Here is a 25368-nt window from a genome sequence, read left to right on the forward strand (position 1 = left end):
GACGGGCGGGGGCCTCGCATGGGGTGCTGCTAGATCCAGTCGTCGGGCCATCCGGCACGGTTGAGGAACTTGTCCGGCGGGAGTTCCAGGCTGGCCAGGGTCTCGGTGCCAGCCTCTGCGATGGCGCGGACGTACTCAACGTCTCCCGTCACCAGCGTGTACTTGTCGCCGTTCTCGTCGGTGGCGAGGAGCATCCCGTAGCCGTCCGGTACGGGGTTGAGTCCTGCGACCTTGCAGACCCGGCGGTAGGCGGCCGTACCCCCCAAGTCCTGCGGCGTGGCGAAGGCGAACTCTTTCGGTGTGAGCATGGGCTTCTCTCCTCTACAGCTCGTGCTTGACGGCGTCCCAGACTTCGCGGGCGCCGAGGACGAAGGCGTCGTTGTGTTCCTCTTGGTACTTCGGGTCGTAGCTGTTCTCCACCTCCGCGTAGAACTCTGCGATGCCGGCGGTGGAACCAACCCCGTGTTCGTAGGCTTCGCCGTCTCCCTCGGCCACCTTTCGCAACTCGCTGGCTGTGGCGTACTCCTTGGCCCACAGGATTCCCAGCTCGCGCCCCTCGTCTACGTGGTGCTGTCGTTCCTCGTCCTGCGTGCCGCGCAGCCGTTCAACGACTGCCTGCATGTCGCTCATGATCTGCTCCTTCTTCTCGGCGAGGTCTACGGCCTTCCGCAGCGCGTCCTGGCAGATCGAGGAGATCGGCAGGTCTCGGGCGCGAACCTGTTCGGCGAGTCCGTCAGGCACGGAGATGTTCATTCGCATGGCGAAGCCCCTGCGTTCGGGTGTGTAACGCTTACACACTCAGGATTACACAACGAGTGTGTAATCAGCAAGCGTGTTGGTGGACTTGGGATCTGACTCCCGATAACGTTCCTTCTCATGAACCAGAGTTCCGAGATCGCTGTACCCCGCAACGGTCCGTCAGGGATCGTCTCCAACGCCACCCCCGCCCTCTCGGGCGCCGCCCGCGCCGCACTCGACGCCGGCACCGCCGACTCCACCCGCCGCGCCTACTCCAACGACTGGGCGCAGTTCGCCACCTGGTGCGCCGCCACCGGACACTCCCCACTCCCTGCGGCGCCCGAAACGGTTGTTGAATACACAGCCGCACTCACGACCGCACCCCGCCCGAAGACCGGCCGGCCGTACTCGCCGAGCAGTATCGAGCGCGCCATCGCAGCGATCCGCACCGCGCACTCCGCCGCGAACGTCACCCCGCCCAGCACGAAGGGCGCGCGGATCGTCCTGCGCGGCTACCGCGACCAGCTCGCCCGCGCCAAGGACCCCGCCGCCAAGCCCCGGAAGGCGCAGCCCGCCGTACCCACGGTGCTCCGGACGATGCTCGCCACTCTCGACCGCACGACGCTGATCGGGAAGCGCGACGCCTCCCTCCTGCTGCTCGGCTACGCCACGGCGGCCCGCGTCTCCGAACTGGTCGCGCTCGACTTGGCCGACGTCCCCGAAACGGAACAGGGCATCGAGGCATCGGTGTACCGCCGGAAGATCAAGGCATACACGGACGCCGCCGTGCCCTACGGCAGCAACCCGACCACCTGCCCCGTGCGCGCGGTCCGCGCCCTGCGGGAGGCCCTGGCGGAAGAGGGCCGAGTAGACGGGCCGTTGTTCGTCCGCATCGACCGGCACGGCCGCGTGGCTCCGCCCATGTACCGGCGAGGCAAGGTGATCGGCGACCCCGAGGGACGGCTCACCGCGCAGGCCGCCGCGCAGGTCGTTGAGCGGGCCGCCGCTGCCGCCGGCCTCGAAGGCGACTGGTCCGGGCACTCCCTGCGCCGCGGCTTCGCCACGGCCGCCCGCAAGGCTGGGCACGACCTGATCCGCATCGGCCGGCACGGCGGATGGGCCGACGGCAGCAAAGCCCTGCTCGGCTACTTCGAGGACGCCGACAAGTGGGAGGACAACCCCGTCGCCGGTACGGGCCTGTAGCCCTAACGCAGCACGAAGCCCCCACCGTTGGCGCTGTCCATTCGGTGGGGGCTTCGTCGTTCGGCGTGCGTAGCCAGCAGGCGCGAACGGAATGCGCAGCAGATTACGCCCCGCCGCTGACAGCGGGCTCGTCGTCGACCGCGGCCGACCGCAGGACCGCATCGGTCCACGGGTCCAAGCCCAGGGCTCGCGATACGCGGTCCGCCATCGTCGCGGACGGTGGCCGCACTCCGTCCTCAAGGTCGGTCACCCATGGATGGCTGCGGCCGACTGCCCGGCCGAGCGCACGTGCGGACATGCCGGCTCGGTAGCGGGCGGCACGAATCATGTCGCCGTACCCCACGGGGAGTGGCGCGCGGTGCAGTGCTGATGTAGATGCCATACCCCACAGCATCGACTAGGTGATGAATCCAAGGCAAGAACCCATGCGCGCCTTCGATTCCAAGGCGCATTGGCGTATGGTGACAAGTAGGCGACCTAGCTAGTCCCTGAGCCAACCGTGATGGGAAGCCCAGGACCAGCGCCCGGTGAACCGTGATGGGACATCGAGCACACACAGACCCGAGCCACCTGTGGGGCCGTCCCGCCCATCCATAACGTCCCGCTCGGGAGTCCCGCCGTGCGCCAGTTCTCCGGCCCCCGCCTCCGCACCCAGCGCCGCCGCGCCGGCCTGTCGGTGGCACAGCTCGCCTCCCACATCGGACGCTCAACGTGGGCGGTGTACCACTACGAAGCCGGAGCGGTGCAACCCAGCATCGCCGTGGCAGACACCCTCGCGGACACCCTCGGCGTGCAGCTGGACGCACTGCTTGCCGAGGAGTCCACGGCCTCCGCCAGCACCCGGACGGCGGTCGCCTGATGCCGGGCCAATTCCGCATCGCCGAGGGGTACGTCGAGGTCACCGCCGACGAGTCCGGCTACGACCGTGCCATGGACCGGCTGAAGTCGAAGAAGAACGAAGTCCGTATTGGGGTCCAGGTCGATGACCGAGAGGCCCGCGCCCGGCTCGACCGGATCGCTCGCGGCCTGTTCGCCAACGTCCGACTGAAGGTCGACGACTCCGCCCTCAGGCGCCTTCGCCTGAAGGACATCGAGGTCGCAGTAGTCCCCACCATCCGTGACGCCGCGCTCCGCACCGTGCAGGGCCAACTAGACCGGCTCACCGCCGACCGCGTCGTCAACATCCGTGCGACCGCAGACACTCGTGTTGCCGCCGATGAGATCCGCAACCTCACCCAGCGCCGCAAGGTCAACATCGGCATCGATGTCGACACCCGGGTTGCCGCCGACAGTCTGGCGAACCTCACCCGCCGCCGCACCATGACCGTGCAGGCCCGCGCCGACACCGAAGCCGCCAACACCTCCCTGCGGTTCCTCACCCGCGACCGCAACGTCAATATCCGCACCCGCCTCTCAGGGATCGGCGGCCTGGCCAGCCTCGGCAACGACGCCAGCAGCAGCGCCGGCGGGATCGGTGTGCTGTCGTCCAGCATCGCCAAGATCGCCGCCCTGGTCGTCGGTGCCCTGCCCACCATCGCCTCGCTCGGGCAGTCCCTCGCCGCGATGGGGCCCGCCGCAGCACTGGCCGCGCCCGCAGTCCTGTCGCTGGCCGCCGCATTCGCCGCGGTCAAGCTGGGGTTCAGCGGCATCGGTGGCGCATTCAAGGCAGCGTTCGCGCCGGCGGAGAAGTCCGCGGCAGCTGCGGAGTCGGCGACGCGGAAGGTAGAGAACGCGCAGCGCTCGCTCGCGAAAGCCCAGCAGGCGGTGCGGGACGCAGAGGTCAACGCGGCTGAGGCCAGGGTGCGGGCGGCACGGGAGATCCAGGACGCGCAGCAGAACCTGAAGGACACAGTCGAGGACACAGCCGAGGCGAACGTCCGGGCGGCGCGGGATGTCCAGGATGCGCAGCAGGAGTTGCGAAACACAGTCCAGGATGTGGCCGACGCGCAGCGGCGTGCGGCGGAGCAGGTGGAGCAGGCGGAACGCGACCTCGCCGACGCCCAGCGCGACGCCCGGCGTGCGCAGCAGGATCTCAACGACGCCCGGAAAGAAGCCGCAGAAGACCTCCAAGACCTCAACAACCGGCTGGCCGAAGCCCAGCTAGATCAGCGGCAGAAGGTTCTCGACCTCCAGGACGCGGAGAAGGATCTCGCAGCGGTCAAAGCCAAGGGGGCCGCCGCGTCGCAGTCGGACCTCGACAAGGCGCAGCTCCGCTACGACCAGGCCGTGCAGGCCCTGTCGGAGCAGAAGACCGAGACCGCCCGACTTCAGGAGCAGACCGACGCTGCGAACGCCGCCGGTGTCGAGGGCTCCGAGAAGGTCACCAAGGCGAAGGAAGACATCGCTGACGCCGACGAGAAGGTCCGGGACAAGACCAAGGAGCTGAAGGACAGCCAGACCGAAGCCGCGAAGGCCGCCACTGACGGGGCGCAGCGTGTCGCGAAAGCCCAACGGGATGTCGCAGACGCCCAGTCCGCCGCCGCGAAGACCGCTGAGGACGGCGCCGAGCGCGTCGCCAAGGCGCAGCGCGACGTAGCTGACGCACAGGCCGCCGCAGCGAAAGCCGCCGTGGATGGGGCCCGGCAGATCGCAGACGCTCAGGACGCCGCACGGCAGGCAGCCGAGGCGCTGGCGGACGCACATCGATCAGGGGCACAGGCAGCGGACAAGGTCGGCGACGCCATGGCCAAGCTCGCCCCCAACGCGAGGGCGTTCGTGTCCGCCGTCCTCGCACAGCGTGAAGCCTGGCGGGCCCTGAAACTGGACGTCCAGAACACCCTCTTCAGCGGGCTGGGCCAGAAGTTCACGCAGATGTCGACGGCGATCCTGCCGTCCCTCCGGCAGGGCCTCACGGGTACGGCCGGCGTGCTGAACCTGATGGCCCGGAACGCGATGGGCGCGGTCACCAATCTGGGGAAGACCGGCCAGCTCAAGCAGCTTTTCGCGGGGCTCAACGACGGGCTGAAGCCGCTGTCGAAGGTGCCGGGCCAGTTCATCACCGGTCTGGCGCAGATCGGGATCGCAGCTGCGCCCGCGTTCAAGCGGGTGACCACGGCGGCGGGCGGATTCTTCGCCCGGATCTCCAAGCAGATCGATACGGCGGCGAAGAACGGCCACCTGGAAAAGATCATCGACCAGGCTCTCAACGTCGCCAAGCAGTTCGGGCACCTGATCGGCGACATCTTCGGCACGATCGGCAACGTCATGAAGGCCGCAGGCAATGCGGGCGGCGATGTCCTCGGCAGCCTCGGCGCCGTCTTCAAGGAGCTACGCCGGATCACCGCGATGCCTGAGGTGCAGAAGGCGCTAAGCACGATCTTCACGGCGGTCAACGCCATCGCCAAGCTGGTCGCCGGAACCCTCGGGCAGGTGATCCAGGCGGTGCTGCCGCTGCTGGCTCAGCTCGCGCCGTTTGTCACTCAGCTCGCCGGCAAGCTAGGTCCGGTCATCGGCGAGTTGCTGGGGTCTCTTGGCAAGGCGCTCACCCCGATCATGACGGCGCTGTTGCCTGTCTTGGGTGAGGTCGGGGACGTCCTCGTTGATGTCGTTAAGATGCTCACGCCGCTGCTGGAGCCCATCGGGAAGCTCATCGGCGCCATCCTCAAGGCCGTCGCCCCGTTCATCACGTTGGTGGGCGCGAACCTGAAGACGCTCATTGGGGCGCTCGTCACGGGCCTGACCCCGGTCATCAACGCGCTGATCCCTGCGGTGGGCCAGTTCGGGCAGATGTTCGCGCAGATGGCACCCATGTTTGCGCAGGTGTACCCGGCGCTCCTGCCGCTGATCCCGCCGCTGGCGCAGCTCTCGGTGTCGCTGCTGAGCTTGGCGATGCAGGTGATCACGCCACTGATGCCGTTGATCGTGAAACTCTCAGGGCTGCTAGCGGGCGCGCTGGCGTCGTCGCTGGGTGCGATCGTTCCGAGGATCAACGAGGTGATCGGCGGGTTCACGCACTTCGTGAACCGCACGTCCCAGGCGGTCAAGTGGGTGATCGACAAGTTCAAGCACCTGTACGACGTCCTTGTCGGGCACAGCATCATCCCGGACCTAGTCAAGGCGATCATCTCGTGGTTCACCAAGCTGTGGACGAAGGCGAAGGAGATCTTCAACAGCCTGAAGAACTCCGTGGTAGACACCTGGAACCGCCTATGGAAGGCCGTCACGGACCGGTGGAACGGCTTCTGGTCCGGACTGAGGAACTCCATGAGCAACAGCAAGAGTTGGATTGGCAACTGGGTGTCGGGGCTGCGTACCTCGGTGACGAACACCTGGAACAGCCTGTGGAACGGGGTCTCCTCCAAGCTGTCGAGCGGCCTGTCGACCCTGAGGAGCAAGCTCAGCGACTTCAAGACGTGGATGCTCAACGCGGTCAAAGCCCTGCGGGACGGCACCGGCAACCTGTGGTCGGGTATCCAGTCCCGGTTCTCCGGGCCCGTGAAGTGGGTGATCTCCCACGTCTACAACTCCGGCATCCGCCGGATGTGGAACACCATCGCCGGGAAGATCAACAGCAAGCTGACGCTCCCCTCCATCTCACTGGGCTTCAACAAAGGCGGCATCGTCCCCGGCAAGCGCAGCAACAAGGACACCGTCCCGGCCATGCTCGCTCCCGGTGAGCGCGTGCTGTCGAACGCTCAGGTCGACCACCTGGGCGGCCACCGAGGTATCGACGCGATCCTCGGCAAGGATCGCACGACAGGGACGGGCGGGAACCCCACCAGTGCGCAGGAGCGCAAGCGTCACCAGCCCGCGCGTGGCTTCGCGGACGGCGGTGTCATCGGGAAGGTGACCAGCTCCATTGGCGGGGCTGTGAGCGGCGCCGCGTCGTGGGCGAAGGATCTCGTCATCGGCGGCCTGAAGGATGCGGCGAGCAAGGCTCTGCGCAGCCTGGTGCAGCCGCTCATCAACCAGATCCCCGGCTCGGGTATCGGCAACTTGCTGCGCGGTCTCGCCAACAAGGCCGTGGGCGGGATGATGGGCTGGTTCGGCAACGAGGACAAGAAAGCGGTCGGCGGGCCGGCCGTACAGCGCGCCCTGTCGTGGGTACGGACGCAGGCGGGCAAGCCTTACCAATGGGGCGGAAACGGGAACCCTAGCTTCGATTGCTCGGGTCTGGTCTCTGCCGTGGAGTCGGTGATCCGTGGCGAGTCCCCGCACCGGCGTTGGGCTACTGGGGCGTTCGGTGCGACGGCACCCTCGGGCTGGGTAAGGAACCTGAACAGCCCCTTCATGATCGGTATCACGAATGCGGGCGTGGGCCACACGGCGGGCACGCTGGCCGGGGTGAACGTCGAGTCGCGGGGCGGTGACGGCATCGTCGTCGGAAAGCGTGCCCGCGGCTACAACGACTCCCTGTTCACCAGCCGATGGGGGTTCGCGCCGGCCACCAAGTACGACAGCGGCGGCCTGCTTCAGCCTGGCGCCACGATGGTGATGAACAAGACCGGCCAGCCTGAGGCGGTGCTCACCCCCTCGGAGCGGGAGGCGTTCCAGAGCTTGGTTCGGCAGGGCGGCGGGGTGTCCGTGGAACTGAACATGACGGTCAACTGCCTGACCCTCCCGTCCCCGGCAGAGCGGCGCAGGTTCGCCAAGGACATGGCTGACGACATGAAGGAAGCTATCCGCAAGGTCGAGAAGGCGAGGGCCTGATGGACCCCAACGAGTTCGACGCTGAGACGCTGGACGCCCTCGCGCACTGGCCGGTGTGCGAGGCCGGCTACGGGTTCACGCGGGCCGTGTGGCGGGACGTGAGCCTGACGGCGGCGTGGCCTCACGTGGACCCGCTGCTGCGGCGCTGCTGGGCTCAGACGTGGCTACAGGACCAGCGGGACGTGGCGCGCGAAGACGGCTACGACCCGGACGACGTTGTCGAGGCGTTCACCGCGGACAGGCCAGTCCATTCGCTGTGGCCGGTGTTCGAGGAAGTGCAGCTTGCGTCTCTCCACGGCTGGGTGCAGGGGGTCCACGAGTGGGGGCCGACTGCGGAGCACAAGCCTGTTGGTCTAGATCTAGAACTGGTCTACATGGTGCCGCGCCCCGCGAGTGGCAACGTCGTTCCCGAGGGCGGAGCGTGGATGCCGCTGCTGATGCGGTACGACCCGGTCGCGGGGTGGCGGGTGCTGAACTTCCTCGCGGAGATCGTGCCCGAGCCCGGCTGGCCCCCACGCCTGCAAGACGCCAACTAGCTGGGGTCCGTGACGTACCAGCACGCTGGCCGCCGCCAGGGGTGTCCGCAGCCGTGGACACCCCGCACCCCGCTGAGGTACTCGTCAGTGAGTACCTCCCCGCGGTGGGTCCGGAAGCTGGACGTGCGTCTCACACGTCCAGCCCTCTGACCAGTAACTTTGCTCGATCGGGCAAAGTTCGCGGGTGCGGTCATCGTTGGGGAGACGGAGTGCCATGGTGGCAGTCCATCCCTCTGACCAGTGCCTTCGCGCCTGCGGAGGAATGTCGGAACTGAGGTCCTTGAAGGACCTCTCTCGCAGAAGACCCGCGCACGCGAGCGTGGCTTCGATCGAAAGCCTCCCGGTGTCGGGAAGCTTCCAGAGGACGCGCGCGGGCATGGCTTGGTCATTTGTGAGGTCACCGGAGGACCTCACAAACGCTCACCCTCGCGCCTGCGGAAGCGACCCTGCATTGTTGTCGATGGCGACAAAAATTGACGGCTGGACCCTCGCGCGCGAACGTGACGTTGAGGAGGACACTGTGTCCTCCTCAAGGTGGCTCTGCGGGATCAGTGCAGGGCTTCGATGGCCTTCACGATCAGGGCCCGCGCCTCTGCCCCGTACACAGCCATGCCGCGCAGCTCCTCGAAAGCCCTTATGTACAAGGCGATCTCAGAGGGCTGGGTGATGTTCACTTCGGCGGACAGGCACTCCACCGACACAAGGGTGTCGTCGTACATGTGGAACGTCTCGACGGGCCACTGCCGACGCTCGCGGGTCGCCTTGGGGATGATGCCCAGCGACACCAGCGGCAGCGCCCCAGCCGTCAGCAGATAGCCGAGCTGCGCCGCCATGGCGTCCGCATCGCCCATCTGCGGGTACAGCACGGACTCCTCGACCAGCATCACGAAGCGGTGCCCCGGCTCATGGATGATGCGCGAGCGTTCAACGCGGGCGGCTGCGGCGGCGGCACCGTCGTTAATGGGGATGCCGCGGAAGTCAGCGATGCTGCTCAGCAGAGCGGCAGCGTACCCCTCGGCCTGGAGCAGGCCGGGGACCATGGTCGAGGAGTAGACCCGGAACAGTCTGGTGTCGTGAAAGAGCCGCACGGCGCTGTCCTGAAGTTGCTTCATGCCACGCCGGACCTGGTGCCGCCACTCGCTGTACAGGGACTCGGCGTTCAGCGACTGGGTGACCAAGTCCTGCGCCTGATCGGACGCCCCGCACGCGCCGGCCCAGGCTCGTATGTCCTTCGCCGAGGGCGCGGTGACGGCGTTCTCGATGCGGGATGTCTTGGAGTGGTGCCATCCGCACTGGCCGGCCAGCTCTACGACGGTCAGCCCGGCGTTTTTGCGGAGGTCGCGGAGCCGGAGGGCGACGACTTCGCGCGCGGCCTGAGCCGAGGACGACGGGGATAGGGGCATGAGCTGGCCTGACCGATGCTGGCTTACTGGATCTTGTACTGGTCGTGCGGGACGGCCCTTGACCAGACCGCTTCGAAGGCTTCCGCACACAGCTTGGCGGCGGCAGGGTCGGCCGTGATCTCTTCGCCCGTCCACGACCCGTCGCCCGCGAAGTGGTTCCAATGCACCCACTCGTTGTCGAACAGCCAGAAGTCGTTTCCGGGGAGGGCGATGGTCGACGCCTGCCGTCGAGCCAGCCACCGCACCTGTTCGCCTGCGGCCACGTTGGTGAAGGTGCCGTCGTACAGAAAGCGGGTGTACTCGCTGACTGGTTCGCAGACGATCCGCGCGCGGCGGACCTCGGCCCCCCGCTCCACCGTCGCGCTGATCAGATCGAGCCAGGGACGCCACCAGGAGGAGCGGTCCGCCGGGTTCAGGCGCTGGCCGGCCCGCCAGTCGGCGAACGGACCCTCCTCGTAGTCGACTGCGTAGAAGTCCCGCATCTCCAGATGCACAGCGGAGCGACACCTGGCCATCAGATCATCGAACGTGGGCAGCTCGCTCGACGGCATCGCACGCCTCCCTCACCATGTCGACCATCCGGGCCGGAATACGGACGACGGCTTCGCCCGGCGGGATGCCCTTCGCGTGCCCCGGTACCTCGAAGGCCGCGCACTCCGCTTCCAGTTCCGGTCCAGGTTCCCAGCCCTGGAACACAAGCTCCTTGCGTTCCGGGTCGACCCACACCGTGGGACTCTGCTTGTCCCCGGTGTTGGGGTCGATGCCGATGAACAGTAGCGACATGGTTTCCTCCGCCAGTGGGTTGTGCAGTTGTGTGCACCACCGTCACCCTGATGGCGTACTCGGTCAAGAGAGAGAAACGGCCACTGACTGGCTCGGCGGAAGTGCGTAGACAAATCTGCACATCACTGGCCGGGTTGCACATCCCGCTCCTAGTGTCGGGCCACAACAAGCCCCCGCGACCGTGTTGCAGGTCTCGGGGGTGTGGACGACTGCTGAGGAGTCGACGTGGCGCACCATACCGCCGCACCCACCACACCACTACTGCCTCCCCTCCTCGGGCCGGCCCGGCGGCGAGAGGAGCCCGAGCCGCCCGACACCGTGACCGCCTGGCTGGCAGGCGCACACCCCCAGCCCGAGCGGGTGCTCCGACACTGGGACGAGGGGCACGACGAACTCATGCCGCTAGGCGGACGCTTCGCCGCCGTCCGCGTCCCCGGCCACATCATGCACACCGCCGCAGGAGACGCCTCCCCCGAGGCGGTCGCCGCCCTCGCCCGCGACATCCTACGAGGCCCCCTCATCACGGGCATGTACGCCGAGCAGCGAACCTACTGGGCGCTCGTGCCCAGCCGGGCCCACGTCTACTGGCCCAGCTACCTCACGGACACCCCACACCTCGGGACCGGCAGCTACCTCAACATGCCACCGCCCTCCTGCACCACACCGCCCACCGAGGCCGAGCTGCCCACCCCCTACTGGGTGACCTCACCGCGATACCGCTACGACCTCTGCTCCCGCGAGCAGGTCTTCAACGTCATCATCCGCGTCACATCCCGAGACGGAGGCACTACGTGATCTGCGCACGCTGCAACAAGCCCATCGAGCGGGACGAGCCGTCGGAGAAGGTGGAGCACTACGGCGGTACCGGCGTCGGCGCAACGATGGACGTCCACGCCCGGCCCTGCCGGCCCGCCCCGCAGCAGACCTACCCGACGCCACCCATTCGCTACTGACCGCAGGCGGTCGGACCGGGCGCGTCGGGGTGGACCGCACAGGCTGCCATCGGGCGGGACCGGCCGGCGGCAGTCACCTCACCAGATCCGGTAGTTGTATGTCGAGCGCGTCGGCGATCCTGATCAGGGTGTCCACCGCCGCGGACACCCTCTCGTCGTCGTAAAGATGACCCAGGGGGTGCCGCCACCATCATTACTAATGAGGGTGCTGCTGACCTGGACCTTCTCGTCTTCATCCAGGTAGCTGACGGTCTGGCTCGGGTTGGAGATCGCCAGCGTGCCGCAGACATCTGCCGCGACGAACCAGGGCTCGCCGTCGATGGTCACGGTCCGGACCGGCTGTCCGGGGTAGGGGCCGAGTCGCGGGGTCGTCAGTCGGGCATGGAGGACGGCCCTTCGGCGCGTTCAGGGGTCAGGCGGCGCGAGACGCCGACACTGACGGGATGGCGTCGAGTCGCTTGCTGAAGAAGATGCGGTGGAGCCGTTCAACAACCTCAGGTGAGGGCTCCGGAGCTTCGTCAACGATCTTCTCGATGTGAGCCAGAACGTCAGGTCCGAGCAGCGCGTGGCGTTCCTCGCGGGTCACTCTTCCTCCGCCTCTGCGCACAACTTGTCGAGGGCTGCGCGACGTTTCTGGGCTGCTGTCGGGCGCGGCTCCGGTACCTGGCCGCCAGGGTTGGTCATGATGCGGCGCAGCCGCTCAACGACTTCGTCGCTGGGTTCCGGGGCTTCGGCGACCCGCGCGTGGATCGCAGCGACGGCGGCCGGGCCAAGGATGGCGAGGCGTTCCTCGCGGGTCACGCGACGGTCGGCCCTTGCCTGTGGATGATCGCGGCTTCTCTCACTTCGCATGGGCTGCCTGAGTACCTGGGGTGCCGGGCCGCTTCGGCGAATTCCTGGGGAATGTGTGACGCCTTCATGACAGGCATCCCTGTCCATGTGCGCCGTTGAACTCTCCAACCAATCGAGTGGTTTCAACACATAGGTAAGTGACTTTGGGTCTGCCGAATGGTCCACCCGGGCTGCGCGCTATCGACCGCTGAGCGACGCTGGCCAGGTGAGCAGTGCACGGCGTGTCGTCGTAGCTCCGCCAGCTCCGTCGGGTGGCCGTCGGGTGCGCGTAGACGGGCAGATCCTGGGGCTCGCGCACGGGCTCCGGGATGTGGCGGAGTTCCTGCGACGAGCGGGGCTGGAGCTGGAACCCGGGGATCTGGCCGGCTCGCCGCTGATCGACTGGCGCGGAGTGAGCCCGGACCGCTGGGACGTGTGACCCGGGCCACGCCCCGTGTGGGCCTGCGGCACGGACAGGCGGGCCGACTCGCGGCAGCATCGACTTCATGACGACAGCGAGCGAGGCACTGATAGCGATCGGCAGGAGCCGGGCCCCGGGCGTCCGGTTCCCGTCCTGGGCGGTGGCGACCCGCAGCGGCCACCTGGTGGGACTGATCAGCGAGGTCCCGTTGACACGGGAGCCGTGGCGGCTGGAGCAGGTCGTGCGGCGGCAGACCATCACCGCCCTGCTGGCCGAGGGCCTGATCACTCTCGGGGGCGAGGAGCCGGTCCCGGAGTTCACCGGCTCCCGGCATGGGCTGCGGTGGGAGCCGGGCCGGATGGGGCGCCGGATCACCGTCACCAGTGCGGGCCTGGCCATCGGAGGTCCGGACCTCCCTCGCCACCTGCACGACGATGCCCCGCCACCAGCCCCCAACGGGCCTGACGAGGGTGATCCTCTCCCCCCTCTACCCCCGCTACTTCCCTGGTCAGCAGCCACTACAGAGGGGTCTAGGGAGGTAGAGACCCCCCTCTAGATCCACTCCCCTGCCTAGTGGGGTCCGGAGGGGGGTCTCGTAGAGGGCCAGGTAGTGGGGGTGGGGTCTACCGGGCGTCGAGCAGCTCGGGCGGGACCGCGGCTTCGAGGTCTTCTCGGCGGTACCCGGCGAGGTTCTTGTTGCTGATGTTGACCTGCTTGGTGGTGCGCTTCACCCCGGCCGTCTCCAGTTCGCGGGCGAGGCGTTCGGCGTCCCAGTCGCCGTAGTCCTCGTCCAGGTTCTCCAGCCGCTGGAGCAGGTCCACGGTGTGGAGTCGGGCGGTGTGCCGCATGACGGTCAGGCAGTCGGACAGCACGGGGGCGATGGTGAAGCCGACCTGTTCGGCAGCGGCCGTGACGTCGGCGATGGCGTCGCCGGTGAGCTGGTTGTGCTTCTGCCGCAGGGCGCGGCCGCGCTGGCACAGTTCGGCGAACGCGGGGCCGGCGAGGAAGTCGGCGCGGACGGTGACGAAGCTGGCGGGGCCGGTGACGAGCACGCCGGTGCCCTTGTGCTCCTCGGAGAGTACGGAGGCGTCGGCGCCCTGGGTGGCTTTGCCCTTGCCGAGCACCATGTCGGACGAGGTCTGGTCGACCACCTGCGTGCAGTACCTGAGGGTGATGATCTCGCGCAGCTTGGTGGGTACGGACTCGGCGTCCGGGCGCTGGGAGGCGAAGTTGGAGACGAACCCGGCGGCCGGGCCGCGGCGGGCGATGCGGCACAGGTCGTTGATGACCTGGTCGCGGTCGTCCTTCTCCATGGCGGTGAAGTACTCCTGTAGCTCGTCGATGGTGACGAAGATGACGGGGAGGTTGTACTTCTCCACGATGGCTGGGGTGAGCTTGCCCTCGGGGCAGACGGAGACGGGCAGGCCGCGCAGCAGCACGAAGCGGCGCTCCATCTCGGTGAGCAGCTCTTTCAGCATGGCCTTGAGGGCTTCGACGGCGTCGTCTTCGGCGCCCATGACGAGGCGGTGGGCGACGGCCTTCATGGGCATCCAGTCGGCGCCGCCCTTGCCGTCGGCGATGTAGTGCCGCACGTAGGGGTCGAGGAGGCCGGCGGCGGTCATGAGGCGCTGGGTGAAGGTCTTGCCGCGCCGGGGCAGGCCGCCGAAGAACAGGGACTGCCACATGATGGGGACGGTGATGCGGGTGCCGCGGGCGTCCTGGCCGAAGGGGATGGGCTCCCAGACGCTGAACTTGTCCAGCTTGACGAGCGGTGACGGGTTGGGCTCGCCGAGGTAGGGGTCATCGTCGGCGACCCACATGGAGACGCGGCCGGCGTGGCCTCCGCCTGCCGCGCGGACGCGGGCGGCGATGACCTGGATTTCGTCCACGCCGAGTTCGGCGGCGATGGTGGTGCGCTTGGCGAGGACGTCGGCGGCTGTCTTCCCGCCGCCCTTGGGCAGGTCGAAGATGACGGACCAGCCGCGGCCGTCGCGGACGGGGCCCATGACGCAGGTGACGCGGGGGCCGTCGTCGTCCTTGCCGGCCTTGAGGAGTCCGGAGGCGCGCAGGGAGTCGTTGAGCTGCTGGGCGGTCATGTCGACGCGGAGCGGCGGGGTGGGGTTGTCGAGGAGCTGTACATCGTCGCCGCGTCCGAGGTGGGCGAGGGGGATGGCGGCGGCGAGCGTCATGCCGGCCTGGAGGAGGGGCGGGGCGAGGTGCCAGCCGATGGTGGTGGCGGCGACGGCGGTTGCGGCTGCGCCCCACCTCCAGCGGCGGGTGAGGGTGCGCTGCCGGTGGGCGAGGGCGTACTGGGCGGCGAGTTCGATGTCTTCGGGCCGGGCTTTGACCTGGGCGCGGAGGGCGTGGACGGGGGCGGTCTGGTCGTGGGCGGTGAGGGTGGGCCATAGGCCGTGCAGGGCCCGCCAGGCGCCTTTGAAGGCGAGCAGGGTCATGCGGACGGCGTACTTGGGGATGCGGAGGGCGTGGTAGCGGGTGTGCCAGGCGCAGACCCGTCCGAGGGCGGTGGTGTTGGCGGTGATGGATTTCCAGGAGCGGGCCCAGTAGGGCAGGACCGGGAGGTCTGGGGCGGTCAGCCAGTCGGCGAGGGGGTTGTCGGGGCGGTCGACGGCTTCGGTCTCGGGGTCGGTGGGGGTGGTGTCTGGTTCGGGCTGGGTGGTGGCCTTGAGCAGCGTGACCTGCGGGTCGGCGTGTCCGTTGATCTTGGGTTGGGTGGCCGTGTCGGTCATGCTGGTCTCTCCGATTTCGTTTCGTATTGCGTTGCGGGGTCGGGCACGGGGCGGTCGACTGTCCTTGGCCGGGTGGCGGCCGCCCCGTGGCGTGGCTACTTCTTGCGTGCCTTGGCCGTTACGGTTTCGTTCGCCGGTACGGAAGCGTTTTCTCAGCCCGTTCCTCGGCCTCGGCCTGGATGCGGTCGGCGCGGGCTTCCAGCCGGGCGGTGGGCTTGCCCTTGGCCTCGCGGCGGGTGATGCGGACGCCGAGACCGACCATGCGGGCCGTCTCCCCGAGCGTGTAGGGGGCAAGGTGCTCGAACGGGTCGCTGGCCATGGTCAGCGCTCCCAGGGGAAGCGCAGGGCCGTGCGTGCCGTCTGCTCGGCCTGCTCGGCCTGGCGGATCTCCGCTCGGACGGCGGCCTGCTCGGCGCCGCGGTCCTGGTTGACGGCGGGGTCCACGCTGTAGCGCTCCTTGCTGCGGGCGGCGTCCAGGTCCCGCCTGGCCTCGCGCCACGCGGTGTGCTTCTGCTCGTAGTCGCCGGTGCTGTTGGACTGGCCCATGACGGGCTCCTCTCGGTTCAGTGAATGACGATGTACAGGCTGGTCAGGGTGAGGGTGAGGCCGAGCAGGACCAGGACGCGGACCGTGGTCCTGCCGGGCGGTCGGCGCCGGGTCACCTGCGGCGTCCGGCCTGCATGTCCTGCCAGATGGAGCGCAGGACGAGGGCGAGGATCGCCACGGACACGGCACCGATAGCGACCGCGACCGCGAACAGGGAGGCGACCAGCCCCCCGGCGATCCCGAGGCCGCCGATGGTCAGCCACTTCTTGGCGTCGAATGGAGTTGTGACCGTCTGGGACACAACTGCCGACTGCTGTTGGGTGGCCTGCTGGGTGGCGAGGACGGCGGCCACGATCTGCGCGACCTGGTCCGTGTTGGCGGTGGCCTCGCGGACGGCGGCCTCGGCCTTGTTGAGGGCGTCGCTCATGACTGCGCCTCCCCGGTGATGAGAGCGGCGGTGACCACTTCGCGGCGCAGCTCGGTGGCGTCCCGACGGGAGAGCCCGAATTCGTCCTGTAGCGCCTTGATGGTCACCGCCTTGCCCGACGACCTGACCGCGTCTCGGTTGAGCTTGCGTGCCCTACGGCGCAGCTCAGCCGGGCTGAGGGTGATCACTTCGGTAACCACTTCGCGGCCCTGCTCGGCAGGCACCGCAGCGGTCACGTCCGGCTCGTCGGGAACCAGCTGCTCCTTGAAGTGGTCAAGGTGAAACGTCCCCGGCTTCACCGGCGGGATGACCACCGGAGCGGGCGGCAAGGCGGGCACCGGGACCTGCGAGATGACCGCCTGGCCGACCGTCCAGCGCGGCGCGTGCTGGTCACCCGGGAACTTCGGGGCGTCCTTCCACAAGGACGTCAGCGGGCCGGCGCTGTGTTCGAGCCGGAACCGCTTTACGGGCTTCCGCACGACCTCCAGCGGCAGCAGGCGGGCGCCAGCGGGGACCACCGGAGGGCGAGCCGGGGGCAGGGCGGGCGGCTCCTCGATGACCTGCTCGACGGTCACCTCGGGAGCGGACTCCCAGGGGGAGGCGAGGTCGATGGTGCGGAGCAGGGCGGCGCTCCGCCGGCCGGCGAGCATCTGGAGAAGCTGCTGCCGCTGCTCGCCACTGGTGCCTGCGTCGGCCTTGGCGACTGCGGCCTTGAGCGCGGCTCGGCCCCAGGGCCCGAGGTGGCGGCGGGCGGCGAGGCGGACGGCTCGGGCGGTGGCCCGGTCGCGGGTGATCTGTTCGGCGGTGCGGTCGCGGAGGGCGAGCCCGAGCCGGGACAGCAGCCTCTCGCGCAGCTCGCGGGCCAGCAGGGCGGGCAGGGAGTTGGTGAGGGCGCCGGGCTGGCGGTGCCGGAGTTCGATGCCCATGGCGAGGTGCCAGAGCAGGGCGGCCATGACCGGGCCGACGACCGCACGGACGGTGCCGCCGACGATGCCGGACTCGGAGTAGGCGGGGATGACCTGCACGCCGGTGATGAACCAGACGAGGAGGCCGGGCGTGCCGGGTGCTCCCCGTTCGCGGAGATTCTGCCGGGCCATGAGGGCGCAGGCGAACAGTCCCAGCTCGGCGGCGAGGAACAGGGCGGAGCGCTCGCCGTGGGAGGTCATCCCGAGGCGGTGTGCGGCGAACCGCCAGGAGGTGTCTCCGGAGTATGCGGTGCAGGCGATGGCGCCGACCGAGGCCACGACCACGGCGGCCGGTGTGCGACCGACGGCCCGTCGGCCGGCGCGGGCCAGCAGGAGGGCGACGACCAGGGCCACGGCGGCGGTGAGCGCGGCGGGCACGGGGTGGGCCTGAGCCCAGACAAGGGCGTTCACTGGCCTTCACCTCGCGCGAGGGTCCGCGGTTCGGCGGTCTGCTCATCGGCCGTCCGGTAGCGGACGGGGAGGCCAGCGTGGCGGCGAAGGTAGCCGGCCTCCCATGCCAGGTCGTCGCTGCTCCCGTCGAGCAGGTCGCGGATGGCGAGCTGCACACGGTGGGTCCGCGTGTCCACCTCGGACTCGAACTTGATCAGGTCGTCCAGGGTGGCGGCCGGTTCGGGCAGTGTGAGCACCTCGCTGATGGCGGCGAGGAAGTCACGGACCGGGTCGGTCAGGTTGTCGCTCACCGGTTCACCACCTCAGCGTCGGCACGGTGCTGGGTGGTGCAGCGGTCGCGCCAGTTGAGGTGTTCGGGGCAGGTACGGCGTTCGGTGAGCGGCACGTTCCAGGCGGCCTCGATGTGAAGCTTGCGGAGCAGCTCGTCGGAGGCGTCGCGGGGGATACGGCGCACGGTGGGGGTGGCCACTACTCGCCTACTTTCGTGTGGGTGGCGCGGACGGCACGGCAGGTGAGGAGGAGGAGCCCCTCCCGGTCGCGCAGCCGGTTGGCGGTGGTCATGTCGGCCAGCACCGACGTGAGGGCGTACTCGGGTGTCTCGACGGAACGCAGGGCCGCGTGCTCGACGGGCCGGCGGATGCCGGTGCAGTAGCGGGGCAGCGCGTTCACTGGTGCTCACCTCGCTCGTTGATGCGGGTGAGCTGGTCGGCCTTCCACTTGTTTTCGAGGAGGTCTGCGATCTCGTGGGCGCGGGCGTTCGGGTCCTCGGCCTCAGCCAAGAGCCGGACTAGCAGGTCGTAGAAGGCATCCCACTGGAGGCCACCGTGCCCGGCCGCGGTACCGGTGGCCTGGATGACGCGGAGCTGTTCGATCATTCGGGCAGCGTCGGGGTGAAGAGTTGTGGCGGTCATCGGGCACCCCCGGCGAAGGCGGCGAGCAGGGTGACGGCGGCGACGAACTCGGCCTTGCGGGGGCGGTAGGCGGCCAGCAGCGTCCGGACCTGGGCGAGCGTCCAGCGGGTGACGGGGCGGGTCTTGTGGGCGCGGCCTCCGGCGACGGTACGGCGGGTGCGGGCCGTGGCGGCGGGCGTGAGGTGGATGCGCTTAGCCACACTGCGGAGGCCGTTGGTCACGCCGGTCACGGTGTTCTTGGCGACGCCGGCCGCGAGGGCGACGGTGGCCAGGGAGCGGGGGCGGCGGCGGCACGAGGCGGCGAGCCGGTTGTGGGCGGCACGGCGGCGCAACTCCGAGCGGAGCACACGGCGGGTGGTGCGGCGGGTACGGCGAATGGCAGAGTTAGCCACAGCGGTCTCCTGGTTCAGTCAGGTCGATCCGTCAGGCCCTCGTCCGGTGCTCCAACACCGTGCGGGGGCCGTTCGCTTAGAAGCGTCCCAGTTCCAGATTCGACCTCGCCGTGGCGAGTGCCGTGCTCGGTGCCGCCGAGCGCATCGACCCCAGGGTGCTCGCCGACATCGTCATGATCGGTGAACTCGGTCTCGACGGCCGGGTCCGGCCGGTCCGGGGCATCCTGCCCGCGGTGCTGGCCGCCGCCGACGCCGGGTACCGGCAGGTGGTCGTCCCCGAGTGCGCGGCGGCCGAGGCGGCGCTCGTGCCCGGGGTGTCCGTGCTCGGCGTGCGCAGCCTGCGCCAGCTGATCGCCGTCCTCGCCGACGAACCGGTGCCCGAGGAGGAGCCGGACATCCCCGGGCGCCCCGATCCGCTGCTGGCCGGCCTCCGGATGCCCGGCACCGGCGCGGCCACCGGCATGCACAGCGCCGGCGCCGCCCAGCACGACCAGGGCCACGACCTGGCCGACGTGGTGGGCCAGACCTCGGCCCGCACCGCCGTGGAAGTGGCGGCGGCCGGCGGCCACCACCTCTTCCTGGAAGGACCGCCGGGCGCGGGCAAGACGATGCTCGCCGAACGGCTCCCCGCCGTACTGCCCCCGCTCACCCGGCAGGACTCGCTCGAGGTCACGGCCGTGCACTCGGTGGCCGGACTGCTGCCACCGGGCAAGCCGCTCATCGACGTGGCGCCCTACTGCGCCCCGCACCACTCGGCCACCATGCAGTCCCTGGTCGGCGGCGGCCCCGGCATCGCCCGGCCCGGCGCGGTCTCGCTGGCCCATCGGGGGGTGCTGTTCCTGGACGAGGCACCCGAGTTCCACAGCCAGACGCTGGACGCGCTGCGACAGCCGCTGGAGTCCGGGCACGTGGTGATCGCGCGGAGTGCGGGCGTGGTGCGGTTCCCGGCGCGGTTTCTGATGGTGCTCGCGGCCAACCCCTGCCCGTGCGGGCGTTTCTCGCAGCGTGACTCCCTGTGCGACTGCCCGCCCTCGGCGATCCGCCGCTACCAGTCCCGGCTCTCCGGCCCGCTGCTGGACCGGGTGGACCTGCGGGTCGAGGTCGACCCGGTGACCCGCGCCCAGCTGACCGACCCCGGTGCGCGCGGCGAGCCCACCGCCACCGTTGCCGACCGGGTACGGGAGGCCAGGCAGCGGGCGGCGGCCCGGCTGGACGGGACCCCATGGGGCACCAACAGCGAGGTGCCGGGGCGGGAGCTGCGCAGCCGCTTCCACGCCGTCGCGGGCGCGATGGACGACGCCGAGCGCAGTCTGGAGCGGGGCGTGCTCACCGCGCGGGGCATCGACCGGGTGCTCCGGGTCGCGTGGACCGTCGCCGACCTCGTCGGACACGACCGCCCGGACGCCACCGACGTGGCCCTCGCCCTGCAACTGCGCACCGGCGTCCCACGCGGCGTCCCCATGGCCATCGGGGCCCTGGTATGACGGCGGCCCGTGCGGAGGAGGAGCGGACCGGGCGGGTGTTCCTCACCCGCGTGATCGAGCCCGGCGACGACGTCGGCGGACGGTGGCTGCGGCAGTTCGGGGTGCCCGAGGTGGTGCGGCGGCTGCGGGACGGCGGCGAGCCCCTGCCGGGGGTGAGCGGCACCCGCTGGCGCGGTCTGCTGGCGCGCGCGGCGCACGCCGAGCCGGAAGCGGACCTGGCGGCCGCGCGGGAGGCCGGGGCGCGGTTCGTGTGTCCGGGGGACGCCGAATGGCCCGCCCAGCTCGACGACCTGGGCGACGGCCGCCCGGTGGGTCTGTGGGTGCGCGGGCGGCCCGGACTGCGGATATGGGCGCTGCGCTCCGTGGCCGTCGTGGGGGCCCGCGCCTGCACCGAGTACGGCGCTCATGCGGCCGCCACCCTCGCCGCCGGGCTCACCGAACGGGGCTGGGTGGTCGTCTCCGGCGGGGCGTACGGGGTCGACGGCGCCGCGCACCGGGGTGCCCTCGCGGCCGACGGCGCCACGGTCGCCGTACTGGCCTCGGGAGTGGACCGGCCCTACCCGCGCGGCCACACCGCGCTGATCGACCGGATCGCCGAACAGGGACTCGTCATCGGAGAGTTGCCGCCGGGGGATCATCCGACGCCGCACCGCTTCATCGTCCGGAACCGGGTGATCGCCGCGCTCACCCGGGGCACGGTCGTCGTGGAGGCCGCCTGCCGCAGCGGTTCCCTGGCCACGGCCCGCGCCGCCCAGCGGCTCGGCAGACACACCATGGGGGTGCCGGGGCCCGTCACCAGCGCGCTCTCCGCCGGGGTGCACGAGCTGCTGCGCGGGGAGGCGGTGCTCGTCACCGACGCGGCGGACGTCGTGGAGCTCGTCGGGGAGATCGGAGAGCTGGCCCCGCCCCGGCGCGGACCGGTGCTCCCGCGCGATCTGCTCGACCCCGAGGCGGCCTGCGTCCTCGCCGCACTGCCCGCCGCCGGCCCGGCCGGTCCGGAGGAGATCGCCCGCGAGGCCCGCACCACCCGCGAGGAGGCGGTCGCCCGGCTGTACGAGCTTCGAGCGCTTGGCTACGTCGAACGACACGACGACGGCTGGAAGTTGACACGCCAGACGCCGCCCCCGGTCCGGAAGGAGCCGCACCCGCCCTGACCGAGGGTGTTCGGCCGTCCGGGGGAATCCTCCTACACCCTTGAGCCGCACCGGAGTTGACGCCCCTGAGCGGTCACGCTGAGCGAACCGGGTGAAGCGGGGGAGCGGCCCGGTACGGGGGTGCGCGCACGGGTGGCGGCCCGGTGTTCGCGCACCGCGACTCCTCAGTCACGCTACGCTCACGAAAGTTCGGGTGCGGACGGGCCGGCCCGACCCCGCACCGACCCGCGTGGCCCACGCGGCCTACGTGGTCCGCGCCCCACCGAAGACCCGGCTTCCAGCCCCTACCCCGCTCCCCCCACCCACGGCACGGCAGTTCACGGCACTTCACGGCAGAACGGCACTAGGCGACGAATGCCCCAGCACACCTCCGGCTCCGACCGGGCGGCGGCCCCCCCAGCCGCCCGCGACGGCGGCAGCGTGCGGCCGCCCGCTCCCTCGACGCTCGACGAGCTGTGGCGGTCGTACAAGTCGACGGGGGACGAGCGCCTCCGGGAGCAGCTGATCCTGCACTACTCGCCGCTCGTGAAGTACGTGGCGGGCCGGGTGAGCGTCGGGCTGCCGCCCAATGTGGAGCAGGCCGACTTCGTCTCCTCCGGCGTGTTCGGACTCATCGACGCGATCGAGAAGTTCGACATCGACCGCGAGATCAAGTTCGAGACGTACGCGATCACCCGCATCCGTGGCGCCATGATCGACGAGCTGCGGGCGCTGGACTGGATTCCCCGCTCGGTCCGGCAGAAGGCACGCAACTACGAGCGGGCCTACGCCACGCTGGAGGCGAGGCTGCGGCGCACCCCGAGCGAACAGGAGGTCGCCGCCGAGCTGGGGGTGGAGGTCGAGGAGCTGCACGCCGTCTTCAGCCAGCTGTCCCTGGCCAACGTCGTCGCGCTGGAGGAGCTGCTGCACGTCGGCGGCGAGGGCGGGAACCGGCTCAGCCTCATGGACACCCTGGAGGACACCGCCGCCGACGACCCGGTCGAGGTGGCCGAGGACCGGGAGCTGCGCCGCTTCCTGGCGCGGGCCATCAACACCCTGCCCGACCGCGAGAAGACCGTGGTCACCCTGTACTACTACGAGGGCCTCACCCTGGCCGAGATCGGCAACGTCCTCGGGGTCACCGAGAGCCGGGTAAGCCAGATCCACACCAAGTCCGTGCTCCAGCTGAGAGCCAAGCTGGCGAGCTTCGGACGCTGACCTCCTGCCGTGTCCGGCGGCCGGTCCGTACAGTGGGGGCGTGCCAAGGATTCGAGCGGCCTCCGTGGCCGAGCACCGGTCGATGCAGCGAGCCGCCCTGCTGGACGCGGCCCGGACCCTGCTGTCCGAGGGCGGGACGGAGGCGCTGACCTTCCCCGCGCTGGCGGAGCGCACCGGTCTTGCCAGGTCGTCGGTGTACGAGTACTTCCGGTCGCGGGCAGCCGTGGTCGAGGAGCTGTGCGAGGTCGACTTCCCCGTCTGGGCGGCCGAGGTCGAGACCGCGATGGCGGAGCAGCCGTCCGCCGAGGGCAAGGTCGAGGCGTATGTGCGCCGGCAGCTGGCCCTGGTCGGGGACCGGCGGCACCGGGCCGTCGTGGCCATCTCCGCGAGCGAGCTGGACTCGGGCGCGCGGGAGAAGATCCGGGCCGCGCACGGCGGGCTCGTCGCGATGATCGGCGAGGCGCTGGCCGGCCTCGGGCACGAGGAGCCCCGGCTCGCCGCGATGCTGCTCCAGGGTGTGGTGGACGCGGCCGTGCGCCGCATCGAACTGGGTGCGGCCGAGCACCCCGACGCGATCACCGAGGCGGCGGTGGCCATGGCCCTGCGCGGTGTCCAGGGCTGATTCCCTGAGGCTGACGCCCCTCAGCCGGGCGGCACCGGAACCCCCAGCACCGGCAGCAGCCGGGACGGACCGTGCCCGAGCAGCCACGGCGGCAACAGGTCCAGCGGATTGATATACGTCTCCCCGTCCAGCAGCCCCCAGTGCACACATGCCTCGGAGCAGTGCGACCCGGTGTCCTCCACCGCCCCCACCACCTCCCCGGCCCGCACCTCCGCGCCCTCCTTCACCCGGGCGCGCACCGGCTCGTACGTGGTCCGCAGCGAGGTGCCCGTCAGGCGTACGGCGACCACGCCCCGTCCCGCCACCCGCCCCGCGAACGACACCCGGCCCGCCGCCACCGCCCGCACGGGGGCACCCGGGGGCGCCGCCAGGTCCACGCCCCGGTGCCCGGCGGCGTACACGGTGGCGGGCGGCTCCCAGCCCCGCAGCACCACCGGACGCGACCCCACCGGCCACATCCGGGCCAGCGCGGGCACCCGCCGTTCACCGGGCGGTCCATCCCGGGGCGCCGGGTCCGCCCACGCCAGGGGCGTGAGCACCGTGAGGGCCGACAGCAGCGGCAGCAGAATCCAGTTCGTCGGGTATCGCACCAGTCGTCGCATGCGAGAACCCTGCCGTTCACCCGCGATCTTGGCGGGATCTGTGGACAACCTGCCGGTTGTGGACAGCGGCGTCACCCGGTGGCCCGGCCGTCCCGTACACTTCTTCTGGCGATCCGGGTCACCGGGTCGACTTCGCACGCCCCGGTACGAGGCCCGTCACAGGGTTCGTACAAGCGCCCCTCGGTCCCTCGCGGCACGGCGCACAGCGGGCGTCAGGCGCGGCCGCCGTCCGGCGGACGCGGCACAACCGAGAAACTCAAGGAGATGGCCATGGCCGTCGTCACGATGCGGGAGCTGCTGGAGAGCGGCGTCCACTTCGGTCACCAGACCCGTCGCTGGAACCCGAAGATGAAGCGCTTCATCTTCACCGAGCGCAACGGCATCTACATCATCGACCTGCTCCAGTCGCTGTCGTACATCGACCGCGCCTACGAGTTCGTCAAGGAGACCGTCGCCCACGGCGGCACGGTCATGTTCGTCGGCACGAAGAAGCAGGCGCAGGAGGCCATCGCCGAGCAGGCCACCCGCGTCGGCATGCCCTACGTCAACCAGCGCTGGCTGGGCGGCATGCTCACCAACTTCTCGACCGTCTACAAGCGTCTGCAGCGCCTCAAGGAGCTTGAGCAGATCGACTTCGAGGACGTCGCCGCCTCCGGTCTGACCAAGAAGGAGCTGCTGGTCCTCTCCCGCGAGAAGGCCAAGCTCGAGAAGACCCTCGGTGGTATCCGCGAGATGTCCAAGGTGCCCAGCGCCGTCTGGATCGTGGACACCAAGAAGGAGCACATCGCGGTCGGCGAGGCCCGGAAGCTCAACATCCCGGTCGTCGCCATCCTCGACACCAACTGCGACCCCGACGAGGTCGACTACAAGATCCCGGGCAACGACGACGCGATCCGCTCCGTCACCCTGCTCACCCGCGTGATCGCCGACGCCGTCGCCGAGGGCCTCATCTCCCGCTCGCGCGTCGCCACCGGTGACAAGGGCGAGAAGGCCGCGGCCGAGCCGCTGGCCGAGTGGGAGCGCGACCTGCTCGAGGGCGAGAAGAAGGCCGACGAGACTGCCGAGGCCGTCGAGATCGCCGCCGAGTCGCCGGCCCCCGACGCCCCGGTCTCCGAGGCCGTCGAAGAGGCTGCCGCCGAGGTCGAGGTCGAGGTCGAGGCCCCCAAGGCCGAGCAGGCCTGACACCGGCGCTGACGGTGGGGGCGGCACGAACCCCGCCCCCGCCCGTCACCCGCAGGCCGACATGTCGCCCGCGATCCGGCCCTGAGCCGGTCGCGGGCCCGTGCGGATCTCCGTTCTCCCAAGACTTCCAGAAAGACTCACAGACTCATGGCGAACTACACCGCCGCCGACGTCAAGAAGCTCCGTGAGCTCACCGGCGCCGGCATGATGG

At 70.0% G+C, this 25368-nt stretch carries 32 protein-coding genes and 1 pseudogene; 13 read left to right on the forward strand and 20 right to left on the reverse strand.

Annotation, left to right across the window (positions count from 1 at the left end; genetic code table 11):
• Nucleotides 1-29 precede the first annotated feature (29 nt).
• Both ACFWN1_RS17855 and ACFWN1_RS17860 read right to left on the reverse strand, forming a co-directional pair.
• A complete protein-coding gene (locus ACFWN1_RS17855; protein WP_384362869.1) occupies nt 30-308 on the reverse strand; it encodes a hypothetical protein in 279 nt (92 codons plus the stop codon).
• 13 nt (nt 309-321) lie between these two features.
• Nucleotides 322-741 (reverse strand): hypothetical protein, encoded by a 420-nt coding sequence (locus ACFWN1_RS17860; protein WP_384362871.1) that lies wholly within the window; start codon nt 739-741, stop codon nt 322-324.
• Between the two features lie 135 nt (nt 742-876).
• On the opposite strand from ACFWN1_RS17860, the gene ACFWN1_RS17865 reads away from it, so the two are divergent.
• The gene (locus ACFWN1_RS17865) at nt 877-1941 is read left to right on the forward strand and encodes a site-specific integrase (protein WP_384362873.1); all 1065 of its coding nucleotides are present in this window, start codon (nt 877-879) and stop codon (nt 1939-1941) included.
• A 103-nt stretch (nt 1942-2044) separates the two neighbouring features.
• Here ACFWN1_RS17865 and ACFWN1_RS17870 read toward each other — a convergent pair whose 3' ends face one another.
• Nucleotides 2045-2335 (reverse strand): multiprotein-bridging factor 1 family protein, encoded by a 291-nt coding sequence (locus tag ACFWN1_RS17870; RefSeq protein WP_384362875.1) that lies wholly within the window; start codon nt 2333-2335, stop codon nt 2045-2047.
• A 225-nt stretch (nt 2336-2560) separates the two neighbouring features.
• Between ACFWN1_RS17870 and ACFWN1_RS17875 the strand changes: the two genes are divergently transcribed.
• The 3 genes from ACFWN1_RS17875 to ACFWN1_RS17885 are packed head-to-tail and all read left to right on the forward strand — an operon-like array spanning nt 2561 to nt 8126.
• A complete protein-coding gene (locus tag ACFWN1_RS17875; protein ID WP_384362877.1) occupies nt 2561-2800 on the forward strand; it encodes a helix-turn-helix domain-containing protein in 240 nt (79 codons plus the stop codon).
• Complete coding sequence (locus ACFWN1_RS17880; protein WP_384362879.1) at nt 2800-7590, forward strand: hypothetical protein; 4791 nt, start codon at nt 2800-2802, stop codon at nt 7588-7590. Before ACFWN1_RS17875 ends, ACFWN1_RS17880 begins: the two co-directional genes overlap by 1 nt.
• Nucleotides 7590-8126: a hypothetical protein gene (locus tag ACFWN1_RS17885; protein ID WP_384362881.1), complete on the forward strand. Its 537-nt coding sequence runs from the start codon at nt 7590-7592 to the stop codon at nt 8124-8126. The genes ACFWN1_RS17880 and ACFWN1_RS17885 overlap by 1 nt, the downstream gene beginning before the upstream one ends.
• Before the next feature lie 548 nt (nt 8127-8674).
• On the opposite strand, the gene ACFWN1_RS17890 is transcribed toward ACFWN1_RS17885, so the two are convergent.
• From ACFWN1_RS17890 to ACFWN1_RS17900, 3 genes are read right to left on the reverse strand one after another with little or no spacing between them, the layout of a single operon-like run.
• Entirely contained in the window at nt 8675-9529 is an 855-nt protein-coding gene (locus ACFWN1_RS17890) for a helix-turn-helix domain-containing protein (RefSeq protein WP_384362882.1), read from the reverse strand.
• A gap of 23 nt (nt 9530-9552) precedes the next feature.
• Nucleotides 9553-10080: a DUF6879 family protein gene (locus tag ACFWN1_RS17895; RefSeq protein WP_384362884.1), complete on the reverse strand. Its 528-nt coding sequence runs from the start codon at nt 10078-10080 to the stop codon at nt 9553-9555.
• On the reverse strand, nt 10049-10312 hold the full coding sequence (locus ACFWN1_RS17900; RefSeq protein WP_384362886.1) for a hypothetical protein: 264 nt from the start codon (nt 10310-10312) through the stop codon (nt 10049-10051). Before ACFWN1_RS17900 ends, ACFWN1_RS17895 begins: the two co-directional genes overlap by 32 nt.
• Nucleotides 10313-10537: 225 nt before the next feature.
• Here ACFWN1_RS17900 and ACFWN1_RS17905 point away from each other — a divergent pair, with 225 nt between their 5' ends.
• Together ACFWN1_RS17905 and ACFWN1_RS17910 are read left to right on the forward strand one after the other, a co-directional pair.
• Nucleotides 10538-11107 (forward strand): hypothetical protein, encoded by a 570-nt coding sequence (locus tag ACFWN1_RS17905; protein ID WP_384362888.1) that lies wholly within the window; start codon nt 10538-10540, stop codon nt 11105-11107.
• Nucleotides 11104-11265 carry a hypothetical protein gene (locus ACFWN1_RS17910; RefSeq protein ID WP_384362890.1) on the forward strand — a complete coding sequence of 54 codons (162 nt, stop codon included), beginning with the start codon at nt 11104-11106 and terminating at the stop codon, nt 11263-11265. The genes ACFWN1_RS17905 and ACFWN1_RS17910 overlap by 4 nt, the downstream gene beginning before the upstream one ends.
• A gap of 123 nt (nt 11266-11388) precedes the next feature.
• Here ACFWN1_RS17910 and ACFWN1_RS17915 read toward each other — a convergent pair whose 3' ends face one another.
• From ACFWN1_RS17915 to ACFWN1_RS17925, 3 genes are all read right to left on the reverse strand, one after another.
• Nucleotides 11389-11592: a Bro-N domain-containing protein gene (locus tag ACFWN1_RS17915; RefSeq protein WP_384362892.1), complete on the reverse strand. Its 204-nt coding sequence runs from the start codon at nt 11590-11592 to the stop codon at nt 11389-11391.
• 85 nt (nt 11593-11677) lie between these two features.
• On the reverse strand, nt 11678-11851 hold the full coding sequence (locus tag ACFWN1_RS17920) for a hypothetical protein (RefSeq protein ID WP_384362894.1): 174 nt from the start codon (nt 11849-11851) through the stop codon (nt 11678-11680).
• Entirely contained in the window at nt 11848-12066 is a 219-nt protein-coding gene (locus ACFWN1_RS17925) for a hypothetical protein (RefSeq protein ID WP_384362896.1), read from the reverse strand. Before ACFWN1_RS17925 ends, ACFWN1_RS17920 begins: the two co-directional genes overlap by 4 nt.
• A gap of 313 nt (nt 12067-12379) precedes the next feature.
• On the opposite strand from ACFWN1_RS17925, the gene ACFWN1_RS17930 reads away from it, so the two are divergent.
• On the forward strand, nt 12380-12535 hold the full coding sequence (locus tag ACFWN1_RS17930; protein ID WP_384362898.1) for a hypothetical protein: 156 nt from the start codon (nt 12380-12382) through the stop codon (nt 12533-12535).
• 67 nt (nt 12536-12602) lie between these two features.
• Nucleotides 12603-13073: a hypothetical protein gene (locus ACFWN1_RS17935; RefSeq protein WP_384362900.1), complete on the forward strand. Its 471-nt coding sequence runs from the start codon at nt 12603-12605 to the stop codon at nt 13071-13073.
• A gap of 67 nt (nt 13074-13140) precedes the next feature.
• Here the strand turns inward: ACFWN1_RS17935 and ACFWN1_RS17940 are convergent, their stop codons facing one another.
• The 10 genes from ACFWN1_RS17940 to ACFWN1_RS17985 all read right to left on the reverse strand — a co-directional run bounded on the left by ACFWN1_RS17940 (nt 13141) and on the right by ACFWN1_RS17985 (nt 18916).
• Nucleotides 13141-15264 (reverse strand): FtsK/SpoIIIE domain-containing protein, encoded by a 2124-nt coding sequence (locus ACFWN1_RS17940; protein ID WP_384362902.1) that lies wholly within the window; start codon nt 15262-15264, stop codon nt 13141-13143.
• A 118-nt stretch (nt 15265-15382) separates the two neighbouring features.
• On the reverse strand, nt 15383-15583 hold the full coding sequence (locus ACFWN1_RS17945) for a hypothetical protein (protein WP_384362904.1): 201 nt from the start codon (nt 15581-15583) through the stop codon (nt 15383-15385).
• 2 nt (nt 15584-15585) lie between these two features.
• Nucleotides 15586-15810 carry a hypothetical protein gene (locus tag ACFWN1_RS17950; protein WP_384362906.1) on the reverse strand — a complete coding sequence of 75 codons (225 nt, stop codon included), beginning with the start codon at nt 15808-15810 and terminating at the stop codon, nt 15586-15588.
• Nucleotides 15811-15922: 112 nt separating this feature from the next.
• Nucleotides 15923-16237 carry a hypothetical protein gene (locus ACFWN1_RS17955; protein ID WP_384362908.1) on the reverse strand — a complete coding sequence of 105 codons (315 nt, stop codon included), beginning with the start codon at nt 16235-16237 and terminating at the stop codon, nt 15923-15925.
• Nucleotides 16234-17613 (reverse strand): hypothetical protein, encoded by a 1380-nt coding sequence (locus tag ACFWN1_RS17960; RefSeq protein ID WP_384362910.1) that lies wholly within the window; start codon nt 17611-17613, stop codon nt 16234-16236. The genes ACFWN1_RS17955 and ACFWN1_RS17960 overlap by 4 nt, the downstream gene beginning before the upstream one ends.
• A complete protein-coding gene (locus ACFWN1_RS17965; RefSeq protein ID WP_384362912.1) occupies nt 17610-17903 on the reverse strand; it encodes a hypothetical protein in 294 nt (97 codons plus the stop codon). Before ACFWN1_RS17965 ends, ACFWN1_RS17960 begins: the two co-directional genes overlap by 4 nt.
• The gene (locus ACFWN1_RS17970; RefSeq protein ID WP_384362914.1) at nt 17900-18082 is read right to left on the reverse strand and encodes a hypothetical protein; all 183 of its coding nucleotides are present in this window, start codon (nt 18080-18082) and stop codon (nt 17900-17902) included. The genes ACFWN1_RS17965 and ACFWN1_RS17970 overlap by 4 nt, the downstream gene beginning before the upstream one ends.
• Nucleotides 18082-18282, reverse strand: coding sequence for a hypothetical protein (locus ACFWN1_RS17975; protein ID WP_384362916.1), 201 nt, complete (start codon nt 18280-18282; stop codon nt 18082-18084). Before ACFWN1_RS17975 ends, ACFWN1_RS17970 begins: the two co-directional genes overlap by 1 nt.
• Nucleotides 18279-18488, reverse strand: a complete 210-nt coding sequence (locus ACFWN1_RS17980; protein WP_384362918.1) for a hypothetical protein — start codon at nt 18486-18488, stop codon at nt 18279-18281. Before ACFWN1_RS17980 ends, ACFWN1_RS17975 begins: the two co-directional genes overlap by 4 nt.
• Nucleotides 18489-18520: 32 nt before the next feature.
• Nucleotides 18521-18916, reverse strand: coding sequence for a hypothetical protein (locus ACFWN1_RS17985; RefSeq protein ID WP_384362920.1), 396 nt, complete (start codon nt 18914-18916; stop codon nt 18521-18523).
• An 83-nt stretch (nt 18917-18999) separates the two neighbouring features.
• On the opposite strand from ACFWN1_RS17985, the pseudogene ACFWN1_RS17990 reads away from it, so the two are divergent.
• The 4 genes and pseudogenes from ACFWN1_RS17990 to ACFWN1_RS18005 form a co-directional block, all read left to right on the forward strand.
• Nucleotides 19000-20400, forward strand: a pseudogene (locus tag ACFWN1_RS17990) (YifB family Mg chelatase-like AAA ATPase); the annotation flags it as partial.
• On the forward strand, nt 20397-21554 hold the full coding sequence (dprA, locus tag ACFWN1_RS17995; protein ID WP_384362922.1) for a DNA-processing protein DprA: 1158 nt from the start codon (nt 20397-20399) through the stop codon (nt 21552-21554). The pseudogene ACFWN1_RS17990 and the gene dprA, both read left to right, overlap by 4 nt.
• 354 nt (nt 21555-21908) lie before the next feature.
• Nucleotides 21909-22751, forward strand: a complete 843-nt coding sequence (gene whiG, locus ACFWN1_RS18000; protein WP_384362924.1) for an RNA polymerase sigma factor WhiG — start codon at nt 21909-21911, stop codon at nt 22749-22751.
• Between the two features lie 64 nt (nt 22752-22815).
• Entirely contained in the window at nt 22816-23373 is a 558-nt protein-coding gene (locus ACFWN1_RS18005) for a TetR/AcrR family transcriptional regulator (protein WP_384362930.1), read from the forward strand.
• A gap of 20 nt (nt 23374-23393) precedes the next feature.
• Here ACFWN1_RS18005 and ACFWN1_RS18010 read toward each other — a convergent pair whose 3' ends face one another.
• Entirely contained in the window at nt 23394-23975 is a 582-nt protein-coding gene (locus ACFWN1_RS18010) for a M23 family metallopeptidase (protein ID WP_384362926.1), read from the reverse strand.
• Between the two features lie 270 nt (nt 23976-24245).
• On the opposite strand from ACFWN1_RS18010, the gene rpsB reads away from it, so the two are divergent.
• On the forward strand, nt 24246-25157 hold the full coding sequence (gene rpsB, locus ACFWN1_RS18015) for a 30S ribosomal protein S2 (protein ID WP_384362928.1): 912 nt from the start codon (nt 24246-24248) through the stop codon (nt 25155-25157).
• Nucleotides 25158-25368 lie beyond the last annotated feature (211 nt).

Source organism: Streptomyces sp. NPDC058459, assembly GCF_042721685.1.
GTDB lineage: Bacteria > Actinomycetota > Actinomycetes > Streptomycetales > Streptomycetaceae > Streptomyces.